Annotated in this window: 16 protein-coding genes; 3 read left to right on the top strand and 13 right to left on the bottom strand. The window is 65.7% G+C overall.

All coding sequences use genetic code 11. The features are described 5' to 3' along the window. Window position 1 precedes the first annotated feature (1 nt). Together PA6_RS04745 and PA6_RS04750 are read left to right on the top strand one after the other, a co-directional pair. On the top strand, window positions 2-4,879 hold the full coding sequence (locus tag PA6_RS04745; protein ID WP_021699742.1) for a PAS domain S-box protein: 4,878 nt from the start codon (window positions 2-4) through the stop codon (window positions 4,877-4,879). Between the two features lies 1 nt (window position 4,880). Then, window positions 4,881-5,837 (top strand): diguanylate cyclase domain-containing protein, encoded by a 957-nt coding sequence (locus PA6_RS04750; protein WP_021699743.1) that lies wholly within the window; start codon window positions 4,881-4,883, stop codon window positions 5,835-5,837. On the opposite strand, the gene PA6_RS04755 is transcribed toward PA6_RS04750, so the two are convergent. Then, the gene (locus PA6_RS04755) at window positions 5,824-6,372 is read right to left on the bottom strand and encodes an adenine phosphoribosyltransferase (protein ID WP_021699744.1); all 549 of its coding nucleotides are present in this window, start codon (window positions 6,370-6,372) and stop codon (window positions 5,824-5,826) included. The two genes, PA6_RS04750 and PA6_RS04755, sit on opposite strands and share 14 nt — an antisense overlap. 9 nt (window positions 6,373-6,381) lie before the next feature. Further along, on the bottom strand, window positions 6,382-7,113 hold the full coding sequence (gene fnr, locus PA6_RS04760; RefSeq protein ID WP_021699745.1) for a fumarate/nitrate reduction transcriptional regulator Fnr: 732 nt from the start codon (window positions 7,111-7,113) through the stop codon (window positions 6,382-6,384). A 152-nt stretch (window positions 7,114-7,265) separates the two neighbouring features. Between fnr and PA6_RS04765 the strand changes: the two genes are divergently transcribed. Continuing rightward, window positions 7,266-7,715, top strand: a complete 450-nt coding sequence (locus PA6_RS04765; protein ID WP_021699746.1) for a hypothetical protein — start codon at window positions 7,266-7,268, stop codon at window positions 7,713-7,715. A 106-nt stretch (window positions 7,716-7,821) separates the two neighbouring features. Here the strand turns inward: PA6_RS04765 and hemN are convergent, their stop codons facing one another. The 11 genes from hemN to ccoP (PA6_RS04820) all read right to left on the bottom strand — a co-directional run bounded on the left by hemN (window position 7,822) and on the right by ccoP (PA6_RS04820) (window position 19,157). Beyond that, complete coding sequence (hemN, locus tag PA6_RS04770; RefSeq protein ID WP_021699747.1) at window positions 7,822-9,204, bottom strand: oxygen-independent coproporphyrinogen III oxidase; 1,383 nt, start codon at window positions 9,202-9,204, stop codon at window positions 7,822-7,824. Window positions 9,205-9,273: 69 nt separating this feature from the next. Then, window positions 9,274-9,957, bottom strand: a complete 684-nt coding sequence (locus tag PA6_RS04775) for a sulfite exporter TauE/SafE family protein (RefSeq protein ID WP_021699748.1) — start codon at window positions 9,955-9,957, stop codon at window positions 9,274-9,276. Next, complete coding sequence (gene ccoS, locus PA6_RS04780) at window positions 9,950-10,159, bottom strand: cbb3-type cytochrome oxidase assembly protein CcoS (RefSeq protein WP_021699749.1); 210 nt, start codon at window positions 10,157-10,159, stop codon at window positions 9,950-9,952. The genes PA6_RS04775 and ccoS overlap by 8 nt, the downstream gene beginning before the upstream one ends. Window positions 10,160-10,170: 11 nt before the next feature. After that, the gene (locus PA6_RS04785) at window positions 10,171-12,579 is read right to left on the bottom strand and encodes a heavy metal translocating P-type ATPase (protein ID WP_021699750.1); all 2,409 of its coding nucleotides are present in this window, start codon (window positions 12,577-12,579) and stop codon (window positions 10,171-10,173) included. Window positions 12,580-12,583: 4 nt separating this feature from the next. After that, entirely contained in the window at window positions 12,584-13,087 is a 504-nt protein-coding gene (locus PA6_RS04790) for a FixH family protein (protein WP_021699751.1), read from the bottom strand. 13 nt (window positions 13,088-13,100) lie between these two features. Next, window positions 13,101-14,516, bottom strand: a complete 1,416-nt coding sequence (gene ccoG, locus PA6_RS04795) for a cytochrome c oxidase accessory protein CcoG (protein ID WP_021699752.1) — start codon at window positions 14,514-14,516, stop codon at window positions 13,101-13,103. A gap of 135 nt (window positions 14,517-14,651) precedes the next feature. Continuing rightward, window positions 14,652-15,629, bottom strand: a complete 978-nt coding sequence (gene ccoP, locus PA6_RS04800) for a cytochrome-c oxidase, cbb3-type subunit III (protein WP_021699753.1) — start codon at window positions 15,627-15,629, stop codon at window positions 14,652-14,654. Next, complete coding sequence (locus tag PA6_RS04805; protein WP_043216308.1) at window positions 15,626-15,811, bottom strand: CcoQ/FixQ family Cbb3-type cytochrome c oxidase assembly chaperone; 186 nt, start codon at window positions 15,809-15,811, stop codon at window positions 15,626-15,628. The genes ccoP (PA6_RS04800) and PA6_RS04805 overlap by 4 nt, the downstream gene beginning before the upstream one ends. Before the next feature lie 6 nt (window positions 15,812-15,817). Further along, window positions 15,818-16,435, bottom strand: a complete 618-nt coding sequence (gene ccoO / locus PA6_RS04810) for a cytochrome-c oxidase, cbb3-type subunit II (RefSeq protein ID WP_021699755.1) — start codon at window positions 16,433-16,435, stop codon at window positions 15,818-15,820. Beyond that, window positions 16,435-17,877 (bottom strand): cytochrome-c oxidase, cbb3-type subunit I, encoded by a 1,443-nt coding sequence (ccoN, locus tag PA6_RS04815; protein WP_021699756.1) that lies wholly within the window; start codon window positions 17,875-17,877, stop codon window positions 16,435-16,437. Before ccoN ends, ccoO begins: the two co-directional genes overlap by 1 nt. Window positions 17,878-18,206: 329 nt before the next feature. Further along, the gene (gene ccoP / locus PA6_RS04820; RefSeq protein WP_021699757.1) at window positions 18,207-19,157 is read right to left on the bottom strand and encodes a cytochrome-c oxidase, cbb3-type subunit III; all 951 of its coding nucleotides are present in this window, start codon (window positions 19,155-19,157) and stop codon (window positions 18,207-18,209) included. Window positions 19,158-19,164: the final 7 nt, after the last annotated feature.

Consider the following 19,164-nt stretch of genomic DNA (forward strand, 5'->3'; position numbering starts at 1 on the left):
GTTGCACAGCCTCTGGGTTGCACCTTCGCCACGCCTGCGCGTCATCCTCACCCTGCTGGGCGGCACCTTGCTTACGGTACTGGCGGCCGATGTGCTGCAGCGCGCCAATCGCCAGCAGGCCAGCGAGGCACTGGAGGCCGCCACGCTGCGCACTGCCGATCGGGTGATCGAGCGCTTTCGCCTCTATCAGTACGGCCTGCGCGGTGTGCGCGGCGCGGTGCTGGCCAGCGGCGAGCATGGCATCAGCCGCGAGCTGTTCCTGCGCTACAGCAAGACGCGCTCGATAGCCGAGGAGTTTCCCGGTGCGCGGGGCTTCGGTTTCGTGCGCCGTGTACCCGTCGCCCAGCAGCAGGCCTTCCTCGATCAGGCCCGGCGTGACGGCAAGCCGGATTTTGCGATTCGCCAGCTGTCGCCACACCCGGGCGAGCGTTTCGTCATCCAGTACATCGAGCCGCTCGCTGGCAACCAGGCTGCTATCGGGCTGGATATCGCCTCGGAAGACAATCGGCGTGAGGCCGCACTGGCGGCCATGCGCAGCGGCGAGGCGCGCCTGACCCGGCCCATCACCCTGGTCCAGGCTGCCGGCAAGCCGCTGCAGTCGTTCCTCATCCTCCTGCCCATCTACCGCGATGCGCAGACGCCCGCCAGCCCGCAGGAGCGCGAGCTGCAGCTCTTCGGCTGGAGTTACGCGCCGCTGCTGACCGAGGAGGTGCTGCAGGGCCTGGAACTGGACAGCGAGCGCCTGCACCTGCGCCTGCACGACATCACCGATAGTGGGCGGCATGAGGCTTTCTACGAGAGTCGCAGCCCCTCCGAGGCGGCGCCGGAGATCATGCGCCACAGCCTGCAGCGCGATATCTATGGCCGCCGCTGGCAGATCGAGCTGGTGGCCTATCCGGCATTCATCAAACAGTTGCACCAGACCACGCCACAGCAGGTGGCGCTGATCGGCGCCGTCCTGACGCTGCTGCTGGCAGCGCTGGTCGGGGTGCTCGGGGTCAGCCGGCAGCGACGTCTGCAGATCCTCCAGGAGCAGGCGCGCCTGGCCGCCATCGTCGAGAGTTCCAGCGACGGCATCATCGGCCAGGCCCTGGACGGTCGAATCCTCAGCTGGAATCAGGGCGCGCAGCGGATCTTCGGCCACAGCGCCGAACAGGCGCTGGGCCGCACCTTCGCCGAGCTGACGCTGCCCGCCGAGCGCAGCGCCGAGGAGGCCGACAACCTGCGGCGGGTCGCCGGTGGCGAGTCGATCCATGATTTCGACGTGCGCCTGCTAAACCGCGACGCTCGCTGGCTGGACCTCTCCGTTTCCTCCTCGCCGATTCGCGATGAGCGCGGCGCGGTGGTCGGCGTATCGAAGACGGTACGCGACATTTCCGCGCAGAAGGTCGCCGAGGCGCAGATCCTGCAGCTCAATGCCAGCCTGGAGGGGCAGGTGGCCGAGCGCACGCGGGCGCTCAACGAGCTCAATGTGCTGCTGGGCAACGTGCTCAACTCGGCCTCGCAGGTGGCGATCATCGCCACCGACCCGCAGGGCCTGATCACCGTGTTCAATCGTGGTGCCGAACGTCTGCTCGGCTACAGCGCTCGGGAAATGGTGGGCCAGCAGACGCCGGCGTCGATCCACCTGCCGGAGGAGATCGCTGCGCATGGCGCCGAGCTGAGCCAGCGCTATGCGCAGCGCATCGAAGGCTTTCGCGCCTTCGTGCATGTGCCCGAGCAGGAGGGGGTGGAAACCCGCGAGTGGACCTATGTGCGCAAGGACGGCTCGCGCTTCCCGGTCACCCTGGTGGTCACCGCGATGCGCGATGATGATGGCGAGCTGCTCGGCTACCTGGGCATCGCCCTCGACATCACCCAGCGCAAGGCCGCCGAGCAGCGCCTGGCCGAGAGCCTGGAAACCACCCGCGCGGTGCTCGATACGGCGGTCAACCCGGTGCTCACCTTCGATGAGCAGGGGCGGATTCTGAGCGGTAATCCGGCGGCGCTGACGGCGTTCGATTACAGCGCCGAGGCGCTGCTGAAGCGCAATATCGACGAGCTTCTGGGCGCGCAGTCGCGCGCGGCTTTCGCCAGTCTGGTCGAGGGTTACATCAAGGATGCCGGGCCGGGGGGGCAGCATGTCCTGGAACTCTGGGGGCTGCGCGGCGACGGAAGCGAATTCCCCATCCAGCTCTCCATTGGCGCCATGCAGGCCGCCGGCAGGCGGCGCCTGGTCTGCGTCATCACCGATCTGACCCAGCAGCTGGCGCTGCGCCGCGAGGCCCTGGCGGTACGTGACCAGCTGCTGCTGGCCGCCGAAGTCGCGGAGCTGGGCATCTGGAGCTGGACCCTGGCGGACAATCGCCTGCACTGGAATGCGCGCATGTTCGAGCTCTACGACCAGCCGGCAACCCTGGGCGAGCGCGGGCTGCTGGCCTACGGGCACTGGCGTGAGCGGGTCCACCCCGACGATTTCCAGGCCACCGAGGCCAAGCTGCAGGCCGCCGTGGCCGGTGAGGCGGTCTATGACCCGGTCTTCCGGATCCTCCGGCCGGATGGCCAGGTGCTGTACATCCAGGCCGGGGCCCAGGTAGAGCGCGATGCCGAGGGCAACCCGCTGAAGGTCACCGGGATCAACCGCGACATAACCGCCCAGCTCGAACTGGAGTCGCGCCTGCGCGAGGCCAAGGAGCAGGCCGACGCCGCCAGTGCGGCCAAGAGCGCCTTCCTGGCCAACATGAGCCACGAGATCCGCACGCCGATGAACGCGGTGCTCGGCATGCTCCAGCTGGTCCAGGCCACCGAGCTCAATCCGCGCCAGCTGGACTATGTGCAGAAGGCCCACGGCGCGGCGCAGTCGCTCCTCGGCCTGCTCAACGACATCCTCGACTATTCGAAGATCGAGGCCGGCAAGCTGCAGCTCGACCTGCATCGCTTCGAGCTCGAGCCCCTGCTGCGCGACCTGGCCGTGGTGCTGGCCGGCAACCAGGGGCAGAAGGATATCGAGGTGATGTTCGACCTGGATGCCGAACTGCCCAGCGCGCTGGTCGGTGACAGCCTGCGGCTGCAGCAGGTGCTGATCAACCTGGCCGGCAATGCCCTCAAGTTCACCCAGCAGGGCCAGGTGGTGGTCAGCCTGCGCCAGCTGCGGCGCGATGCCCAGCGGGTCGCCCTGCGCGTGGCGGTGAGCGATACCGGCATCGGCATCAGCCCCGAGCAGCTGACCCGTATCTTCGACGGCTTCACCCAGGCCGAGGCCTCGACCACCCGGCGTTTCGGCGGTACCGGCCTGGGCCTGGTGATCTGCAAGCGCCTGATCGAGCTGATGGGCGGCGAGCTGCGGGTGGAGAGCCAGGTCGGCGAGGGCAGCCGCTTCTGGTTCGATATCGAGCTGGAAGTGGCCGAGCAGGCCAGCCTGCGTTCGGCCTGCAACGCGCTGGACGCCAACCTGCGCCTGCTGATCGCCGATGACAACGCGGTAGCCGGTGAACTGTTGCTGCGCACCGCCCACTCGCTGGGCTGGCAGGCCGAGTGGGTGGCGGGCGGGCAGCAGGCCCTGGCACGCATTGATGAGTCGATCAGGCAGGGACAGCCTTTCGACATGGTCCTGATGGACTGGCGCATGCCGGACCTGGATGGCCTCTCGGCCGCACAGCTGATCGGCGAGCGCGCCAGCGACGGGGCCATGCCACTGGTGGTGATGATCACCGCGCATGGCCGTGAGGTGCTCGCCGACCGTTATCAGGAGGGACGGGCGCCGTTCTCCGGTTTCCTCACCAAGCCGGTCACCCCGCAGCAGCTGGCCGCCGCCGTGCAGCGCGCGCTGGACGGCCAGCAGGCCGTCGCAGCCGTGGCACCGCGGGATCCGTCACAGCGCCTTGCGGGCCTGCGCCTGCTGGTGGTGGAGGACAACATGCTCAATCGCCAGGTGGCTGCCGAGCTGCTGGCCGGCGAGGGGGCCGAGGTCAGCCTGGCCGAGGGCGGACTGGAGGGCGTCGAGAAGGTGCGCCGCGAACAGCCGCCCTTCGATGCGGTGCTGATGGATATCCAGATGCCGGATATCGATGGCCTGGAGGCCACCCGGCGTATTCGCCAGCTCGCGGGCGGGCTCGACCTGCCGATCATCGCCATGACCGCCAATGCGGCCAAGACCGACCGCGAGGCCTGTCTGGCGGCGGGCATGAACGATCACGTGGGCAAACCCATCGACCTGCAGCAGCTGGTGGCCACCCTGCTGCAGTGGACCGGTCGCGGCGCAGCGCTGGCCCCGGCGCAACAGGAAGGCAGGGTGGCCGGGCTGGTCGAGGAGGAGCGTTCGATCCTGGCGCGCTTCGGCGGCAATCTCGACCTGCTGCGCAGGATGTTGCACAACTTCCAGCCGGAGCTGAGCCGGCAGCTGGAGCGTCTGCTCGAGCTGGCCGAGCGAGGCGAGCTGCAGGGCGTCCTGCTGGTCTTGCATACCCTCAAGGGCAGTGCCGGCACCATGGGCGCCAGTGCCTTTGCCGCGCGAGTGGCGGTGCTGGAGCGACAGCTCAAGCAGGCCGGGGCCGAGGAGGCGGTGGAGCTGCTGGGGCAGCTGGACTGGGCCGAGCTGCCGGTGCTGCTGCAACAGAGCGTCGTTGCGCTGCAACAGCTGTTCGCGCCCGCCAGTGAGATCCGCTCGGCAATGCCGGAGCCGATGGCCGCCGCGAACTGGTGGCAGGAGCTGCGCGAGTTGTGCGGTCTGCTCGAACGTGGTGACCTGCAGGCCATCGAGCGGGCCGAGGCCCTCGACATGCAGGTGCCGGCGGCACTGCGGCAGGCCTTTGCGCCATTTCGCCAGGCCGTCGAAGCGCTAGACTTCACTCAAGCCCTGACACTGGGGCGTGATCTGCTCAACCAGGCCCCGGGAGGCTGATGTGGAGACATGGCTCGATGAGCGTCTGGGGCGCCCGAAACTGCTGCTGGTGGACGACCAGCCCATGAACATCCGGGTGCTGCACCAGCTGTTTCGCTACGAGTGCGACGTACACATGGCCACCGGTGGCGAGCAGGCCATCGAGGTATGCAAGGCGCTGCTGCCGGACCTGATCCTGCTGGATGTGGTGATGGAGGGCATGGACGGCCACGAGGTATGCCGGCGCCTGAAGGCCGATCCGCTGACCCAGGACATCCCGATCATCTTCCTCAGCGCCAATGGCGAGGAGGACGACGAGGCCATCGGTCTGGAGCTGGGCGCGGTGGACTACATCGGCAAACCGTTCAACCCGATGATCGTGCGGGCACGGGTCAAGACCCACCTGACGCTCAAACGGCAAGGGGACTACCTGCGCTCCATGGCCATGCTCGACGGCCTCACCGGCGTCGCCAACCGACGCAAGCTGGAGGCTCATCTGGAGGCGGCCTGGAGCCAGGCCTGCCGGGACAACGGTCCGCTGTCGCTGATCATGATCGATGTCGACTACTTCAAGAAGTACAACGACCATTACGGCCACCAGCGCGGTGACCAGTGCCTGCGCCGTCTGGCCATGGCGCTCGCCGCCACGCTGAACCGCCCCTATGACCTGCTGGCGCGTTATGGCGGCGAGGAGTTCGCCTGCCTGCTGCCGGATACCGACCTGGCCGGGGCCGAGCGGGTGGCGCAGAAGATGCTGGCGGCGGTCGCCGAGCTGCGCATCGAGCACCTTGCTTCGGACGTCGGCCCGCAGGTCAGCCTGTCGCTGGGCGTTGCCACGGTGCGGGCCTCAGCCAGGCTGACGCCTCAGGAGTTGCTGCGTTGCGCCGACGAGCAGCTGTATCTGGCAAAGGCAGGCGGTCGGGCGCGCGCATGCGCGCGATTTTATGAGGAGGATGCTGCGCAGATCAGCGCTCGCTGAGTTCGAAGGCGGTCAGGGTAAAAGTTGGGATGCCGGCATCCTGCAGTTTCTGTGAGCCGCCCAGTTCGGGCAGGTCGATGATTGCTGCGGCCTCGTGCACGTGTGCACCGAGGCGTCGCACCAGGCGGGCGGCGGCCAGCAGGGTGCCGCCGGTGGCGATCAGGTCATCGAAGATCAGCACTCTGTCACCTTCGCACAGGCTGTCACTGTGGACCTCCAGCAGGGCCTCGCCATACTCGGTCTGGTAGCTCTCGGAGAGGACGTCGGCCGGCAGCTTGCCCTGCTTGCGGAACAGAATCAGCGGCTTGTTCAGCTCGTAGGCGATCACCGAACCGATCAGGAAGCCGCGTGCGTCCATGGCCGCCACGTGGCTGAAGTCGGCCTCGACGTAGCGCTGGATGAAGCTGTCGGCGACCATGCGCTGGGCGCGTGGCGACTGGAACAGCGGGGTGATGTCGCGGAACACCACACCCGGCTTGGGGAAGTCCGAGACCGGACGGATCAGCGACTTGATGTCGAATTCGTCGAAGATCATCGTCCAGCCTCAGTCAGCCATGCTGCCGCCGGCCAGGGCGCACAGCTCGATGGGGTCTAGGATATGCACTTCCTTGCCTTCGGCGTTGATCAGACCGTTCTGCTGGAAGCGGGTGAACACCCGCGAGACGGTTTCCACGGCCAGGCCCAGGTAATTGCCGAGCTCATTGCGCGACATGGACAGGCGGAACTGATTGGCGGAGAAGCCGCGGGCGCGGAAGCGTGCGGAGAGGTTGACCAGGAAGGTGGCGATGCGCTCGGCGGCGGTCTTCTTGGAGAGCAGCATCATCTGCTGGTCGTCGCGGATCTCCCGGCTCATGACCCGCATCAGCTGACGGCGCAGCTGGGGAAGTTGCACGGACAGCTCGTCCAGGCGCTCGAAGGGAATCTCGCAGACCGAAGTGGTCTCCAGGGCCTGGGCAGACACCGGATACAGCTGGCTATCCACGCCCGACAGACCCACCAGTTCGCTGGGCAGGTGGAAGCCGGTGATCTGCTCTTCGCCAGCATCGCTCAGGGTAAAGGTCTTCAGGGCGCCGGCGCGCACGGCGAACACCGAGTCGAAGGCATCGCCCTGGCGAAACAGAAACTCGCCTTTCTTCAGCGGGCGGCCGCGCTTGACGATGCGGTCCAGCGCGTCCATGTCTTCGAGGTTCAGCGACAGGGGCAGGCACAAGGCGGCGAGGCTGCAGTCCTTGCAATGGGCCTGGTGCTGGCTGTGCACCTTGATGAACTCTGACATCGGCTAACCCCTGGTTGGCGAATCACACATAAAGTCGAAGGTTAACCCATTGGCGGGCGCCTGGGCCAGCATGGCGGCGTTTGCCTGACCGTTTGCTCAAGTTATCTCATCACTGCCCGATAGCCTGGCAGTCATACACGGAGAGGAACTCCATGCTGCGCCTGGATGTGAATGCATTGAGCGAGCGTCTGGCGCTGGGTGTACAGCGCCAGGCCTCGAGGGCCGAAGGCGAGGTGCCCGGCGAACAGGAGGTGCGCGACGGTCTGCGCGTCACCCTGTCCGAGCTGGGGCGGGTGCGTGCCACGGCGAAGAATGACGATATCGACGAGGCTGACCTGCCGGACAACATCAAGGAGATCCTCAAGCTGATCCGGGCCCTGCGTCAGCAGATCGCCGAGAAGCAGGCCGAGCTGCAGGCGCTGATGGCCGCGTCAGGCGTGGATCCACAGCTCCAGCAGATGCGCGTGGAGGCCCTGCGTAGCGAGCTTTCCTCGCTGCAGGGCGCCCTCAGCACGGCACAGGCCAGCCTGGTCGATGCGCTCAAGGACAAACGCCTGAGTGACGACCAGCGTATGCAGGCGGCCAGCCTGGCGATGGCCTGAGACGCCCGGCGCGTCGGTGAAAGGGTGCGGGTAAGTACGGTGACCTCGCCATCTTCACTGGCACTCGCCCTCTGACTCGGAGCACGACAGCGTCAACCGTGCCTGCCTAGATCACCCGCGAGAAACGCTGCTGGTTCTGCTGTTCCAGGTAGTGATCGAACAGCATGCACACGGAACGCACCAGCAGGCGTCCGGCCGGACGTACCTCGATGCCCCGCTCGCCAAGCTCGATCAGTCCGTCACGATCCAGCTGCTGCAGTTGCGGCCAGATGGCCGAGAAGTAGCTGCGGAAGTCGATGGCGAAGCGCTGTTCGATATCGCCGAAGTCCAGCTGGAACTGACAGATCAGCGCCTGGATCACGGCACGACGGATGCGGTCGTCGGCGTTGCAGTGCAGCCCGCGCTGGGTGGCCAGCTGGCCGTTGGCCAGGCTCTGCTGGTAGTTGGCCAGGTCGCTGCTGTTCTGGCTGTAGAGGTCGCCAACCTGGCTGATGGCGGATACGCCGAGCCCGATCAGGTCGCAGTGGCCGTGCGTGGTGTAGCCCTGGAAGTTGCGCTGCAGGGTGCCGTCTTCCTGGGCCATGGCCAGTTCGTCATCGGGCAGGGCGAAGTGGTCCATGCCGATGTAGCGATAGCCGGCGGCGGTGAGCTGCTCGATGCTGCGCTGCAGCATTTCCAGCTTCTGTGCCGGGCTGGGCAGGTCGCTTTCGTTGATGCGCCGCTGCGGCATGAAACGCTCGGGCAGGTGGGCATAGTTGAACACCGAAAGGCGATCCGGTTGCAGCGCGATTACCTCGGCCACGGTGCGGGCGAAGCTCTCCGGATTCTGCAGCGGCAGGCCGTAGATCAGGTCGATGTTCACTGAGCGATATTGCAGGGTGTGCGCGGCTTCGACGATGGCGCGGGTCTGTTCCAGGGTCTGCAGACGGTTGATCGCGCGCTGCACGTTGGGATCGAGGTCCTGTACGCCGAGACTGACGCGATTGAAGCCCAGTTCACGCAGCAGGCCCATGGTCGACCAGTCGGCCTCGCGCGGATCGATCTCGATGCCGTAGTCGCCGCTGTCGTCATCCAGCAGATGGAAATGCTTGCGCAGGTGCTCCATCAGCCGGCGCAGTTCGTCGTGGCTGAGGAACGTCGGGGTACCGCCGCCGAAGTGCAGCTGCTCGACGACCTGACCTGGATCGAGGTGCCGGGCGATCATCTCGATCTCCTGCTCCAGACGCTCCAGATAGGGCAGGGCGCTGCCGCGATCCTTGGTGATCACCTTGTTGCAGGCGCAGTAGTAGCAGATGTTGGCGCAGAACGGCACGTGCACGTACAGCGACAGTGGGCGCTTGGCCTTGCGGCTGTCACGCAGGGCGTGCAGCAGGTCGAAAGAGCCGACTTCGCCGTGGAATTGCACGGCGGTGGGGTATGAGGTGTAGCGCGGGCCCGGTCGGTCGTGGCGGCGGATCAGGTCGGCGTCCCAGTGGATGGCATCGAGCATCGGGGAAATCCCTGGAGTGGCGAGTGGTGCCAGTCTAGGGAGAGCCCGAGGGGAGCCTCTTGATTTGTATCAATGGCCCATCAGCCAGTGCTGATGCGGGCCGGGCAATGTCCAGATGCCGAACAGGATCACCAGCAGGCCGCCGGCGACGCGTACGCCGCGACGGCGCAGCAGCGCGGTGAGGCGCTCGGCGGCCATGCCGGTGGCCAGCAGCACCGGCCAGGTGCCCAGGCCGAAGGCCAGCATCAGCAGCGCGCTTTCGCCCGGCGAGCCCTGGCTGGAGGCCCACAGCAGCGTGCTGTAGACCAGGCCGCAGGGCAGCCAGCCCCACACGGCGCCGAGCAGCAGCGCACGCGGCAGGCTGCTGACCGGCATCAGGCGGCTGGCGAGCGGTTGCAGGTGACGCCAGAGGTGGCGGCCTACGGCCTCGATGTGCGTCAGGCCGCTCCACCAGCCGGCCAGGTACAGGCCCATGGCAATCAGCAGCAGGCCGGCCAGCACGCGCAGGAGCATGGCCGCCGGGCTGCTGGCCACGGCCCAGCCGGCCAGACCGATGAGCAGGCCGGCGGCGGCATAGCTGAGGATGCGTCCGAGGTTGTAGGCCAGCAGCAGGCGCAGGCGCCGCGCACGTTGCTCGGGCGGGATGGCCAGGGTCAGCGCGCCCATCAGCCCGCCACACATGCCCAGGCAGTGACCGCCGCCGAGCAGGCCGAGGATCAGTGCGGACAGAAGCGGGGCGACGAGCTCAGGCACGCGGTTCGTCCCCGGGCTGCTCGGCCTTGTCGGCTTCGGCGATGCCGGCCTTGTGCTGGGGATCTTCGTCGTCGAACAGGATGCTGTGGGCCGGGCTGTCCAGATCGTCGTACTGGCCATTGTCCACCGCCCAGAAGAACAGCCAGATGGCGAAGCCGACCAGGCCGACGGCGATGGGGATCAGGAAGTAGATGGCGGACATGACTCGGGCTCCTAGGCGTTTTTCACTCGGGCCAGGCGCAGTGCATTGAGCACCACCAGCAGTGAGCTGGCCGACATGCCGAGCGCGGCCCACAGCGGGGTGACCCAGCCGAGCGCGGCGAACGGCAGTACCAGGCCATTGTACAGAGTGGCCCAGGTCAGGTTCTCGATGATGATGCGGCGAGTGCGGCGGGCCAGCGCAAAGGCCTCGACCAGGCTGCCCAGGCGGTTGGACAGCAACACCGCATCGGCGCTGGTCTTGGCCAGGTCGGTAGCACTGCCCATGGCCACGCTGATGTCGGCACCGGCCAGCACCGGCACGTCGTTGACCCCGTCGCCCAGCATCAGCACACGGCGGCCCTGGGCGTGCAGGTCTTCGAGTACCGCCAGCTTGGCGTCCGGGGTGAGGCCGCCACGGGCATCGTCGATACCGAGCTGGCGCGCCACCTCGACGACCATCGGCGAGCTGTCGCCAGACAGCAGGAGGATGTCCCAGCCTTCGGCGCGGCAGGCGGCAATCAACGCTGGTGCGTCTGCCCGCAACTGGTCGCCGAGGACGAACCAGGCCAGCGGGCCGCGTTCGTCACCGAGCAATAGCCATTGGCCGTGCTCGCCGGGAATGTTCGGTGCCGGGTGCCCGGCGAGGGCCGCGACATAGGCAGGCTGGCCGATACGCAGGCGGCGCCCGTCGACCACGCCCTCAAGGCCCTGGCCTGGTTCGCTGGCGAGCTGCTCGGCGCCCTTGCTGCTGTGGCCGAAGGCGCGGGCGATGGGATGTTCTGAGCCGTGTTCGAGGGTGGCGGCCAGGGCCAGGCAGGCATCAGCATCCAGCTCGCGCAGGGTTTCGATGCGCTCCAGGGTCAGGCGTCCCTCGCTGAGGGTGCCGGTCTTGTCGAAGATCACCGTGTCGATCTGCTTCAGGCCTTCCAGCACATGGCCACGGGTCAGCAGCAGGCCGAGCTTGTGCAGGCTGCCGGTGGCGGTGGTCAGCGCAGTCGGCGTGGCCAGCGAAAGGGCGCAGGGGCAGGTGGCGACCAGCAGGGCGAGGACGATCCAGAAGGTGCGTTGCGGGTCTATCTGCCACCAGATCAGGCCAACCATGGCGGCAAAGGCCAGCACCACCAGCAGGAACCATTGCGCCACTCGATCGGCCAGCTCGGCCATGCGCGGCTTGTCGGCCTGGGCGCGCTCCAGCAGGCGCACGATGGACGATAGCCGGGTGTTTTCGCCCAGGGCCTCGATTTCCACGGTTAGCGGCCCCTCGACGTTGAGGGTGCCGGCGATCACCGTATCGCCTTCGCCGCGCGGCAGTGGCAGGTACTCGCCGGTGAGCAACGACTCGTCGACGCTCGACTGCCCGGCGACGATGCGACCGTCCGCCGGCAGTTGCGCGCCGGGCGGTACCAGTACGCGGTCGCCGATGGCCAGTTCGCGCAGCAGCACGCGTTGGCTCTGGCCGTTTGCGCTCAGGCGCAGGCAGGAAGGCGGGAGCAGGCTGACCAGCTGTGCGGTGGCCGCCGCCGTGCGCTCGCGGGCACGGCGTTCCAGATAGCGGCCGGCCAGCAGGAACAGGGCGAACATGCCCACGGCATCGAAATACAGTTCGCCGACGCCGGTGATGGTGGACCAGATGCCGGCTACGTAGGCGCCGCCGATGGCCAGCGACACGGAGACGTCCATGGTCAGGTGGCGCGTGCGCAGGTCGCGCAGGGCGCCGCGGAAGAACTGGCCGCAGCAGTAGAAGACGATGGGCGTGGTGAGGAACAGGCTGGTCCAGCGCAGGATCTTGTCCAGCTCCGGCGACAGGTCGACGTTGAACTCCGGCCAGGTGGCCATGGCCGCCATCATCACCTGCATCCATAGCAGGCCGGCGACGCCGATCTGGCGCATGGCCTTGCGGTTTTCCTCGGCCAGGCGCGCACTGGCGTCGTCTTCCTGCCAGGGATGGCCGGCATAGCCGATGCGGCGCAGCTCGGCAAGCAGCTGGCTGAGCGGGATCTGGCTGTCGGACCAGCGTACCTGCAGGCGCTGGTTGGACAGGTTGAGGCTGGCATCGACCACGCCGGGCAGGCCGCGCAGGTGTTTCTCGATCAGCCAGCCGCAGGCCGCGCAGCTGATGCCCTCGATCAGCAGGCGAGTCTCGCTGACTTCACCCTGGTGTTCGACGAAGCCCTGTTGCACCTCGTCGCGGTCATACAGTGCCAGCTCGTCCGGCAGCGCCTTGGGCAGCGCCTGCGGGTTGATGGCGTTGTCACTGCGGTGCCGGTAGTAGCTTTCCAGCCCGCCGGCGACGATGGCCTCGGCCACCGCCTGGCAGCCCGGGCAGCAGAAGGCCCGCGTCTGCTCCAGAACGCGGGCCTCGAAGCGACTGCCGGCAGGCACCGGCAGGCCGCAGTGATAACAGGGCAGGGGACTGCTCAAGAGATTACTCGCCGAGGTGGATGCGCTGGCCGCTGGCCAGTTGCTCTTCCTCGAACAGGCGCCAGTCCTTGCCGCCTTCCTGGCCGATCAGCTCGACGAAGCGGCGCCCCTCGACGGCATCCAGCAGGTTGCCGCTGTAGCTGCCATCGGCCTGGGCCTGCATCACCACGCGGCGGTCGCGCTCCGGCTGGGTCGGCGAGATCAGGTTGAGTACCAGCTGCGGCGGGTTGCTGAACCCCTGCAGCTGCAACTGCACGGTGCCCTTGTCGTTATCCAGCACCAGGTCGGCCTTGAGCTGCAGGCGCGCGGCCAGATCCTCGCGCTCCAGCGAGGTGTTGATGCCTTTGCCGACGTCGTAGTAGTTGTCTGACAGCAGGCCCGGCGGGTTGTTGGTGGCAATCACCAGCATGCTGGTCCCCAGCACCACGGACAGGCCGAGGATGCCGAGGATGAACCAGACCCAGACTTCTTTGTACCAGGGGTTGACCGGGGTTTGTTGCGACGACATTGCTTGACCTTGTTCAGCGCACGCTCGGGCCGATGAATCGGCTGTCGGCATCGTTCTCGATAGTGGGATCTTCCAAGGCCTGGACCTTGAACAGAATTTCATTGGCGCTGGACGGCAGCTTCTCCGGTGCGATGGACAGTTCCACCGGAATCGACAGCACCTCGCCGGCAGCAGCCCTGACCTCGTGCTTGCCTTCGTACTCGAGACCGTCGATGCCTTCGACGGAGATCAGGTAGGTCAGGTCGCGCTGGGCCTTGTTCATCAGTTTCACGGTGTAGACGTTCTCGACATGACCCTGCTCGTTCTCGCGGAACAGCACACGGTCCTTGAGCACGTCGACTTCGACCAGCGAGCGATTGAAAACGGCCCAGCCGAACAGGCTGATCATGGCCACCAGGGCGAGCGCGTAGCCTATCAGGCGCGGACGCATCAGGTGGGTCTTCTGCCCGGAAAGATTGTGTTCGGTTGTGTAGCTGATCAGGCCCTTGGGGTAACCCATCTTGTCCATGATCGCGTCGCAGGCGTCGACGCAGGCGGCGCAACCGATGCATTCGATCTGCAGGCCGTCACGGATGTCGATGCCGGTCGGGCAGACCTGTACGCACATGGTGCAGTCGATGCAGTCGCCCAGACCTTCGGCCTTGTAGTCGGCGGTTTTCTTGCGTGGGCCACGGCTCTCGCCACGACGCGGATCGTAGGAGACGATCAGGGTGTCCTTGTCGAACATCACGCTCTGGAAGCGTGCGTAGGGGCACATGTAGATGCACACCTGCTCGCGCAGCCAGCCGGCGTTGCCATAGGTGGCCAGGGTGAAGAAGCCGACCCAGAAGTAGGCCCAGCCGTCAGCCGTGCCACTGAGCAGGCTAGGCAGCAGATCGCGGATGGGCGAGAAGTAGCCGACGAAGGTCAGGCCGGTGACCAGGCCGATCAGCAGCCACAGGCTGTGCTTGGCAGCCTTGCGCAGCAGCTTGTTGGCGCTCATCGGCGCCTTGTCCAGCTTCATGCGCTGGTTGCGGTCACCCTCGGTGACTTTCTCGCACCACATGAAGATCCAGGTCCATACGCTCTGTGGGCAGGTATAGCCACACCAGACGCGGCCGGCGAACACGGTGATGAAGAACAGGCCGAAGGCACAGATGATCAGCAGCCAGGACAGCAGGGCGAAATCCTGCGGCCAGAAGGTGGCGCCGAAGATGAAGAATTTGCGTTCCGGCAGGTTCCACCAGACGGCCTGGCGGTCATTCCAGCTGAGCCAGACGGTGCCGAAGTAGAGCAGGAAGAGGAAAGCACCACCGCCGAGCCGCAGGTTGCGGAACAGGCCGGTGAAGGCGCGGGTGTAGATTTTTTCGCGGCTGGCGTAGAGGTCGACGGATTCGCCGCCTTTCGCCGGGGGAGGGGTGATGTTTCGGACTGGAATCTGTTCGCTCATCAGGGTCGTACCACGGCTGGGGTGAGTGCTCCCGCGATACTTGCCGGGGGAGTCAGAATTTCACATGCACTATGGTACGCCTGATCGAGCGTCGCCCGGGTGCGACCAGCGGTCGCGTCCCAGGCGGGTGGAGCCTTACTGCTCGGCTGCTGCCTCGGCCTTGCCCTGGGACAGGCTGTACACATAGGCGGCCAGCAGGTGCACCTTGTCTTCGCTACCCACGTACGGCAGCTGGGCGGGCATGTTGCCGCTGCGGCCGTAACGAATGGTCTGCTGCAGCTGAGCGTAGCTGCTGCCGTAGATGAAGGCGCTCGGGTTGGTCAGGTTCGGCGCGCCCATGCTCGGGGTGCCTTTGCCGTCCGCACCGTGGCAGGCGAAGCAGGTGCTGGAGAAGACCTTCTTGCCGGCTTCGATGTCGGCGGTCACGCCTTCCGGCAGCTTGCGGCCACCCAGTTCGGTCAGCACGTAGGCGGCAACGTTGCGCACGCCGTCTTCGCCGATGGCCGGGCCTTGCGGCGGCATCATGCCGTGACGACCACCGATGATGGTCTGCTTGATGTCGGCCGGCGAACCGCCCCAGCGCCATTCCTTGTCGGTCAGGTTGGGGAAGCCGTAGGCGCCCTTGGCGTCGGAACCGTGGCAGACCGAGCAGTTGGAAGCGAACAGACGACCACCCATTTTCAGGGCCTGCTCGTCCTTGGCCACTTCTTCGATCGGCAGCTTGGCGTATTTGGCGTAGATGGGCGCGTATTCCTTATCGGCACGGACCATCTCCTTTTCCCACTGGTGGACACCGGTCCAGCCCGACTGGCCACTGGCGAACGGCTGGCCGTCGCCGGCTTCGTTGTAGCCCGGCAGCAGACCTTTCCAGTTGCCCAGACCCGGGTACAGAACCAGATAGCCGAGGGCGAAGATGATGGTGCCGATGAACAGCAGGAACCACCACTTCGGCAGAGGGTTGTCGAACTCTTCGATACCGTCGAAGGAGTGGCCGACGGTTTCGTCGGTGGCGTCAGGGCGCTGGCCCTTGCGCACACCGAAGATCAGCCAGGTGAGCGCGGCAATGGTACCGAGGCTCAGAACGCTGACGTAGATACTCCAGAACGAAGTCATTCTTTATTGCTCCCAGAAGCTTGCTCGTCACGCTTGTTGGCCGGGATGTCGTCGGCAAACGGCAAATTGGCCGCCTCGTCGAAGCTCGACTTGCGCTTGCTGTTGTAAGCCCAGAGCACCACACCGATGAAGGCGATGAAGACTACTGCCGTGCCTATGCCACGGATCATCCCGATATCCATCATGCGTTACCGTTTGTTCTTGATTGCGGTACCAAGACCTTGCAGGTACGCGACCAGCGCGTCCATTTCGGTCTTGCCCTTGACGGCCTCGCGAGCGCCGGCGATGTCTTCGTCGGTGTAGGGCACGCCGAGAGTGCGCTGAGCAGCCATCTTGGCGGCGGTGTCCTTGCCGTCGAGCTTGTTCTCAACCAGCCACGGGTAGGCCGGCATCTTCGATTCCGGTACCACGTTGCGCGGGTTATACAGGTGGGCGCGGTGCCAGTCGTCCGAGTAGCGGCCGCCGACGCGAGCCAGATCCGGGCCGGTACGCTTGGAGCCCCACAGGAAGGGGTGGTCCCAGACGCTTTCGCCGGCGACGGAGTAGTGGCCGTAGCGCTCGGTTTCGGCACGGAACGGACGGATCATCTGCGAGTGGCAGCCGACGCAGCCCTCGCGGATGTAGATGTCACGGCCTTCCAGCTCCAGCGCGGTGCGCGGCTTCATGCCTTCCACCGGGGTGTTGGTGACGTCCTGGAAGAACAGCGGGACGATCTGGGTCAGGCCGCCGATGCTGACGGCCAGGACCATGCCGATCGCCAGCAGACCGATGTTCTTCTCGAAAATTTCGTGCTTGCTACCGGCCATCAGTGAGCAACCTCTGCAGGAATCAGGGCGGCGGCGTCGTACTTGCTCTTGTCAGCGGCACGCACGGTACGCCAGGTGTTGTAGGCCATCAGCAACATGCCGGTGACGAAGAAGGCACCGCCGAGGGCGCGAACCATGAAGCCGAGATGGCTGGCTTCCAGGGCTTCGACGAAGGAGTAGGTGAGGGTGCCGTCTTCGTTGACTGCACGCCACATCAGACCCTGGGTGATGCCGTTGACCCACATGGAGGCGATGTACAGCACAGTACCGATGGTAGCCAGCCAGAAGTGGGCGTTGATCAGGCCGACACTGTGCATCTGCTCGCGACCGAAGACCTTCGGAATCAGGTGGTACAGCGAACCGATGGAGATCATCGCGACCCAGCCGAGGGCGCCGGCATGTACGTGGCCGATGGTCCAGTCGGTGTAGTGGGACAGGGCGTTGACGGTCTTGATGGCCATCATCGGGCCTTCGAAGGTGGACATGCCGTAGAAGGCCAGGGATACCACCAGGAAGCGCAGGATGGGGTCGGAGCGCAGCTTATGCCAAGCGCCGGACAGGCTCATCATGCCGTTGATCATGCCACCCCAGCTCGGGGCCAGGAGGATGACGGACATGGCCATGCCGAGGGACTGGGCCCAGTCCGGCAGGGCGGTGTAGTGCAGGTGGTGCGGACCGGCCCAGATGTACAGGGTGATCAGCGCCCAGAAGTGCACGATGGACAGGCGGTACGAGTAGATCGGACGCTCGGCCTGCTTGGGTACGAAGTAGTACATCATGCCCAGGAAGCCGGTGGTCAGGAAGAAGCCTACCGCGTTGTGGCCGTACCACCACTGCACCATGGCGTCAGTGGCGCCGGCATACATGGAGTAGGACTTGAACAGGGTGACCGGCATTTCCATGCTGTTGACGATGTGCAGCATGGCGGTGACCAGGATGAAGGCACCGAAGAACCAGTTGCCGACATAGATGTGCTTGGTCTTGCGCTTGACGATGGTGCCGAAGAACACCAGCAGGTAGCTGATCCAGACAACTGCCAGCAGGATGTCGATCGGCCACTCCAGCTCAGCGTACTCCTTGGAGGAGGTGTAGCCCAGCGGCAGGGTGATCACTGCCAGCACGATGACGGCTTGCCAACCCCAGAAGGTGAAGGCGGCCAGACTGTCGGAGATCAGGCGAGTCTGACAGGTGCGCTGAACCACGTAGTAGGACGTGGCGAACAGGGCGCAACCGCCAAAGGCGAAGATCACCGCGTTGGTGTGCAGCGGGCGCAGACGGCCGAAGCTGGTCCACGGCAGGTTCAGATTGAGTTCTGGCCACACAAGCTGTGCGGCGATGAACACTCCGAGACCCATCCCGATGACCCCCCAGATTACCGTCATAACGGCGAACTGGCGGACCACCTTATAGTTATAAGCAGTCTGACTGATTGCTGTGCTCATGCTAGGGGTACCACGGTTAAGGGAGTTTTATAGGCCGAAAAAGCGGCGGCAAGTATGGAGAAACGAGGTATCCATTGCAACGCCGGGATGCCTGCGCAATCAAGGTTCTAGCGGCCTCGGAAGGCATTTTTGAACCGGTCGATTGGCTCTCCTGTACCCGTGGTAACCCTGCTCGAAAGAGGGGATTGCCTAGAGATTGTTACCGGGTACGACTTTTGGGCAGCTTAGACCAACTCCCGCAAGGTGGTATGCAAGCGGTCAGAATGGGTGCGACATCGGGTCGCATTGGTCAGGGGCGGCGGGTGCCGGGGAGGCGCCCGCCGTGAGGCTCATTCGCTAGCCAGGGTCTCCTCGTTGGCCGGCTGCTTCTGCGACAGGCTGTAGACGTAGGCTGCCAGCAGGTGGACCTTGTCTTCGCTGCCGACATACTGCAGCTGCGCCGGCATGTGGCCGTTGCGGCCGTAGCGGATGGTCTGCTGCAGCTGAGCGAAGCTGCTGCCGTAGATGAAGGCGCTCGGGTTGGTCAGGTTCGGCGCGCCCATGCTCGGGGTGCCCTTGCCGTCGGCGCCATGGCAGGCGAAGCAGGTGCTGGCGAAGATCTTCTGGCCGGCGCCGATGTCGGCGGTCTCGCCTTCCGGCAGCTTGCGCCCGGCCAGTTCGGTCAGCACATACGCAGCGGCATTGCGGACGCCTTCCTCGCCGATCATCGCGGCTTGTGGCGGCATCATGCCGGTGCGGCCGCCTGCGATGGTCTGCTTGATCGAGGCGGCATCGCCACCCCAGCGCCATTCCTTGTCGGTCAGGTTGGGGAAGCCGTAGGCGCCCTTGGCGTCGGAGCCGTGGCAGACCGAGCAGTTGGAGGCGAACAGGCGACCGCCCATCTTCAGTGCGCGCTCATCCTTGGCGACGTCTTCCACCGGCATCTTGGCGTAGCTGGCATAGATCGGGCCGTATTCGGCGTCGGCCTTGTCCATTTCGCGCTGCCATTGCTTGACCTGGGTCCAACCGCCTTCGTAGCCCGGCAGTTTGCCGGCGAAGTTGCCCAGGCCCGGGTACAGCAGCAGATAGGCGCCGGCGAAGATCAGGGTGCCGAGGAACAGCATGAACCACCAGCGCGGCAGGGGGTTGTCGTATTCCTCGATGCCATCGAAGGCATGCCCCAGGGTCTGGTCGGTCGGGCCCGGCTGTTCGCCGCTGCGGGTGGCGAAAATCAGCCACAGCAGGGCGAGCAGGCTGCCCAGGGTGAGCAGGGTGATGTACCAGCTCCAGAAAGTGGTCATGTCCTAA

The organism is Aquipseudomonas alcaligenes NBRC 14159, from assembly GCF_000467105.1.
In the GTDB taxonomy this organism is placed as follows: domain Bacteria; phylum Pseudomonadota; class Gammaproteobacteria; order Pseudomonadales; family Pseudomonadaceae; genus Aquipseudomonas; species Aquipseudomonas alcaligenes.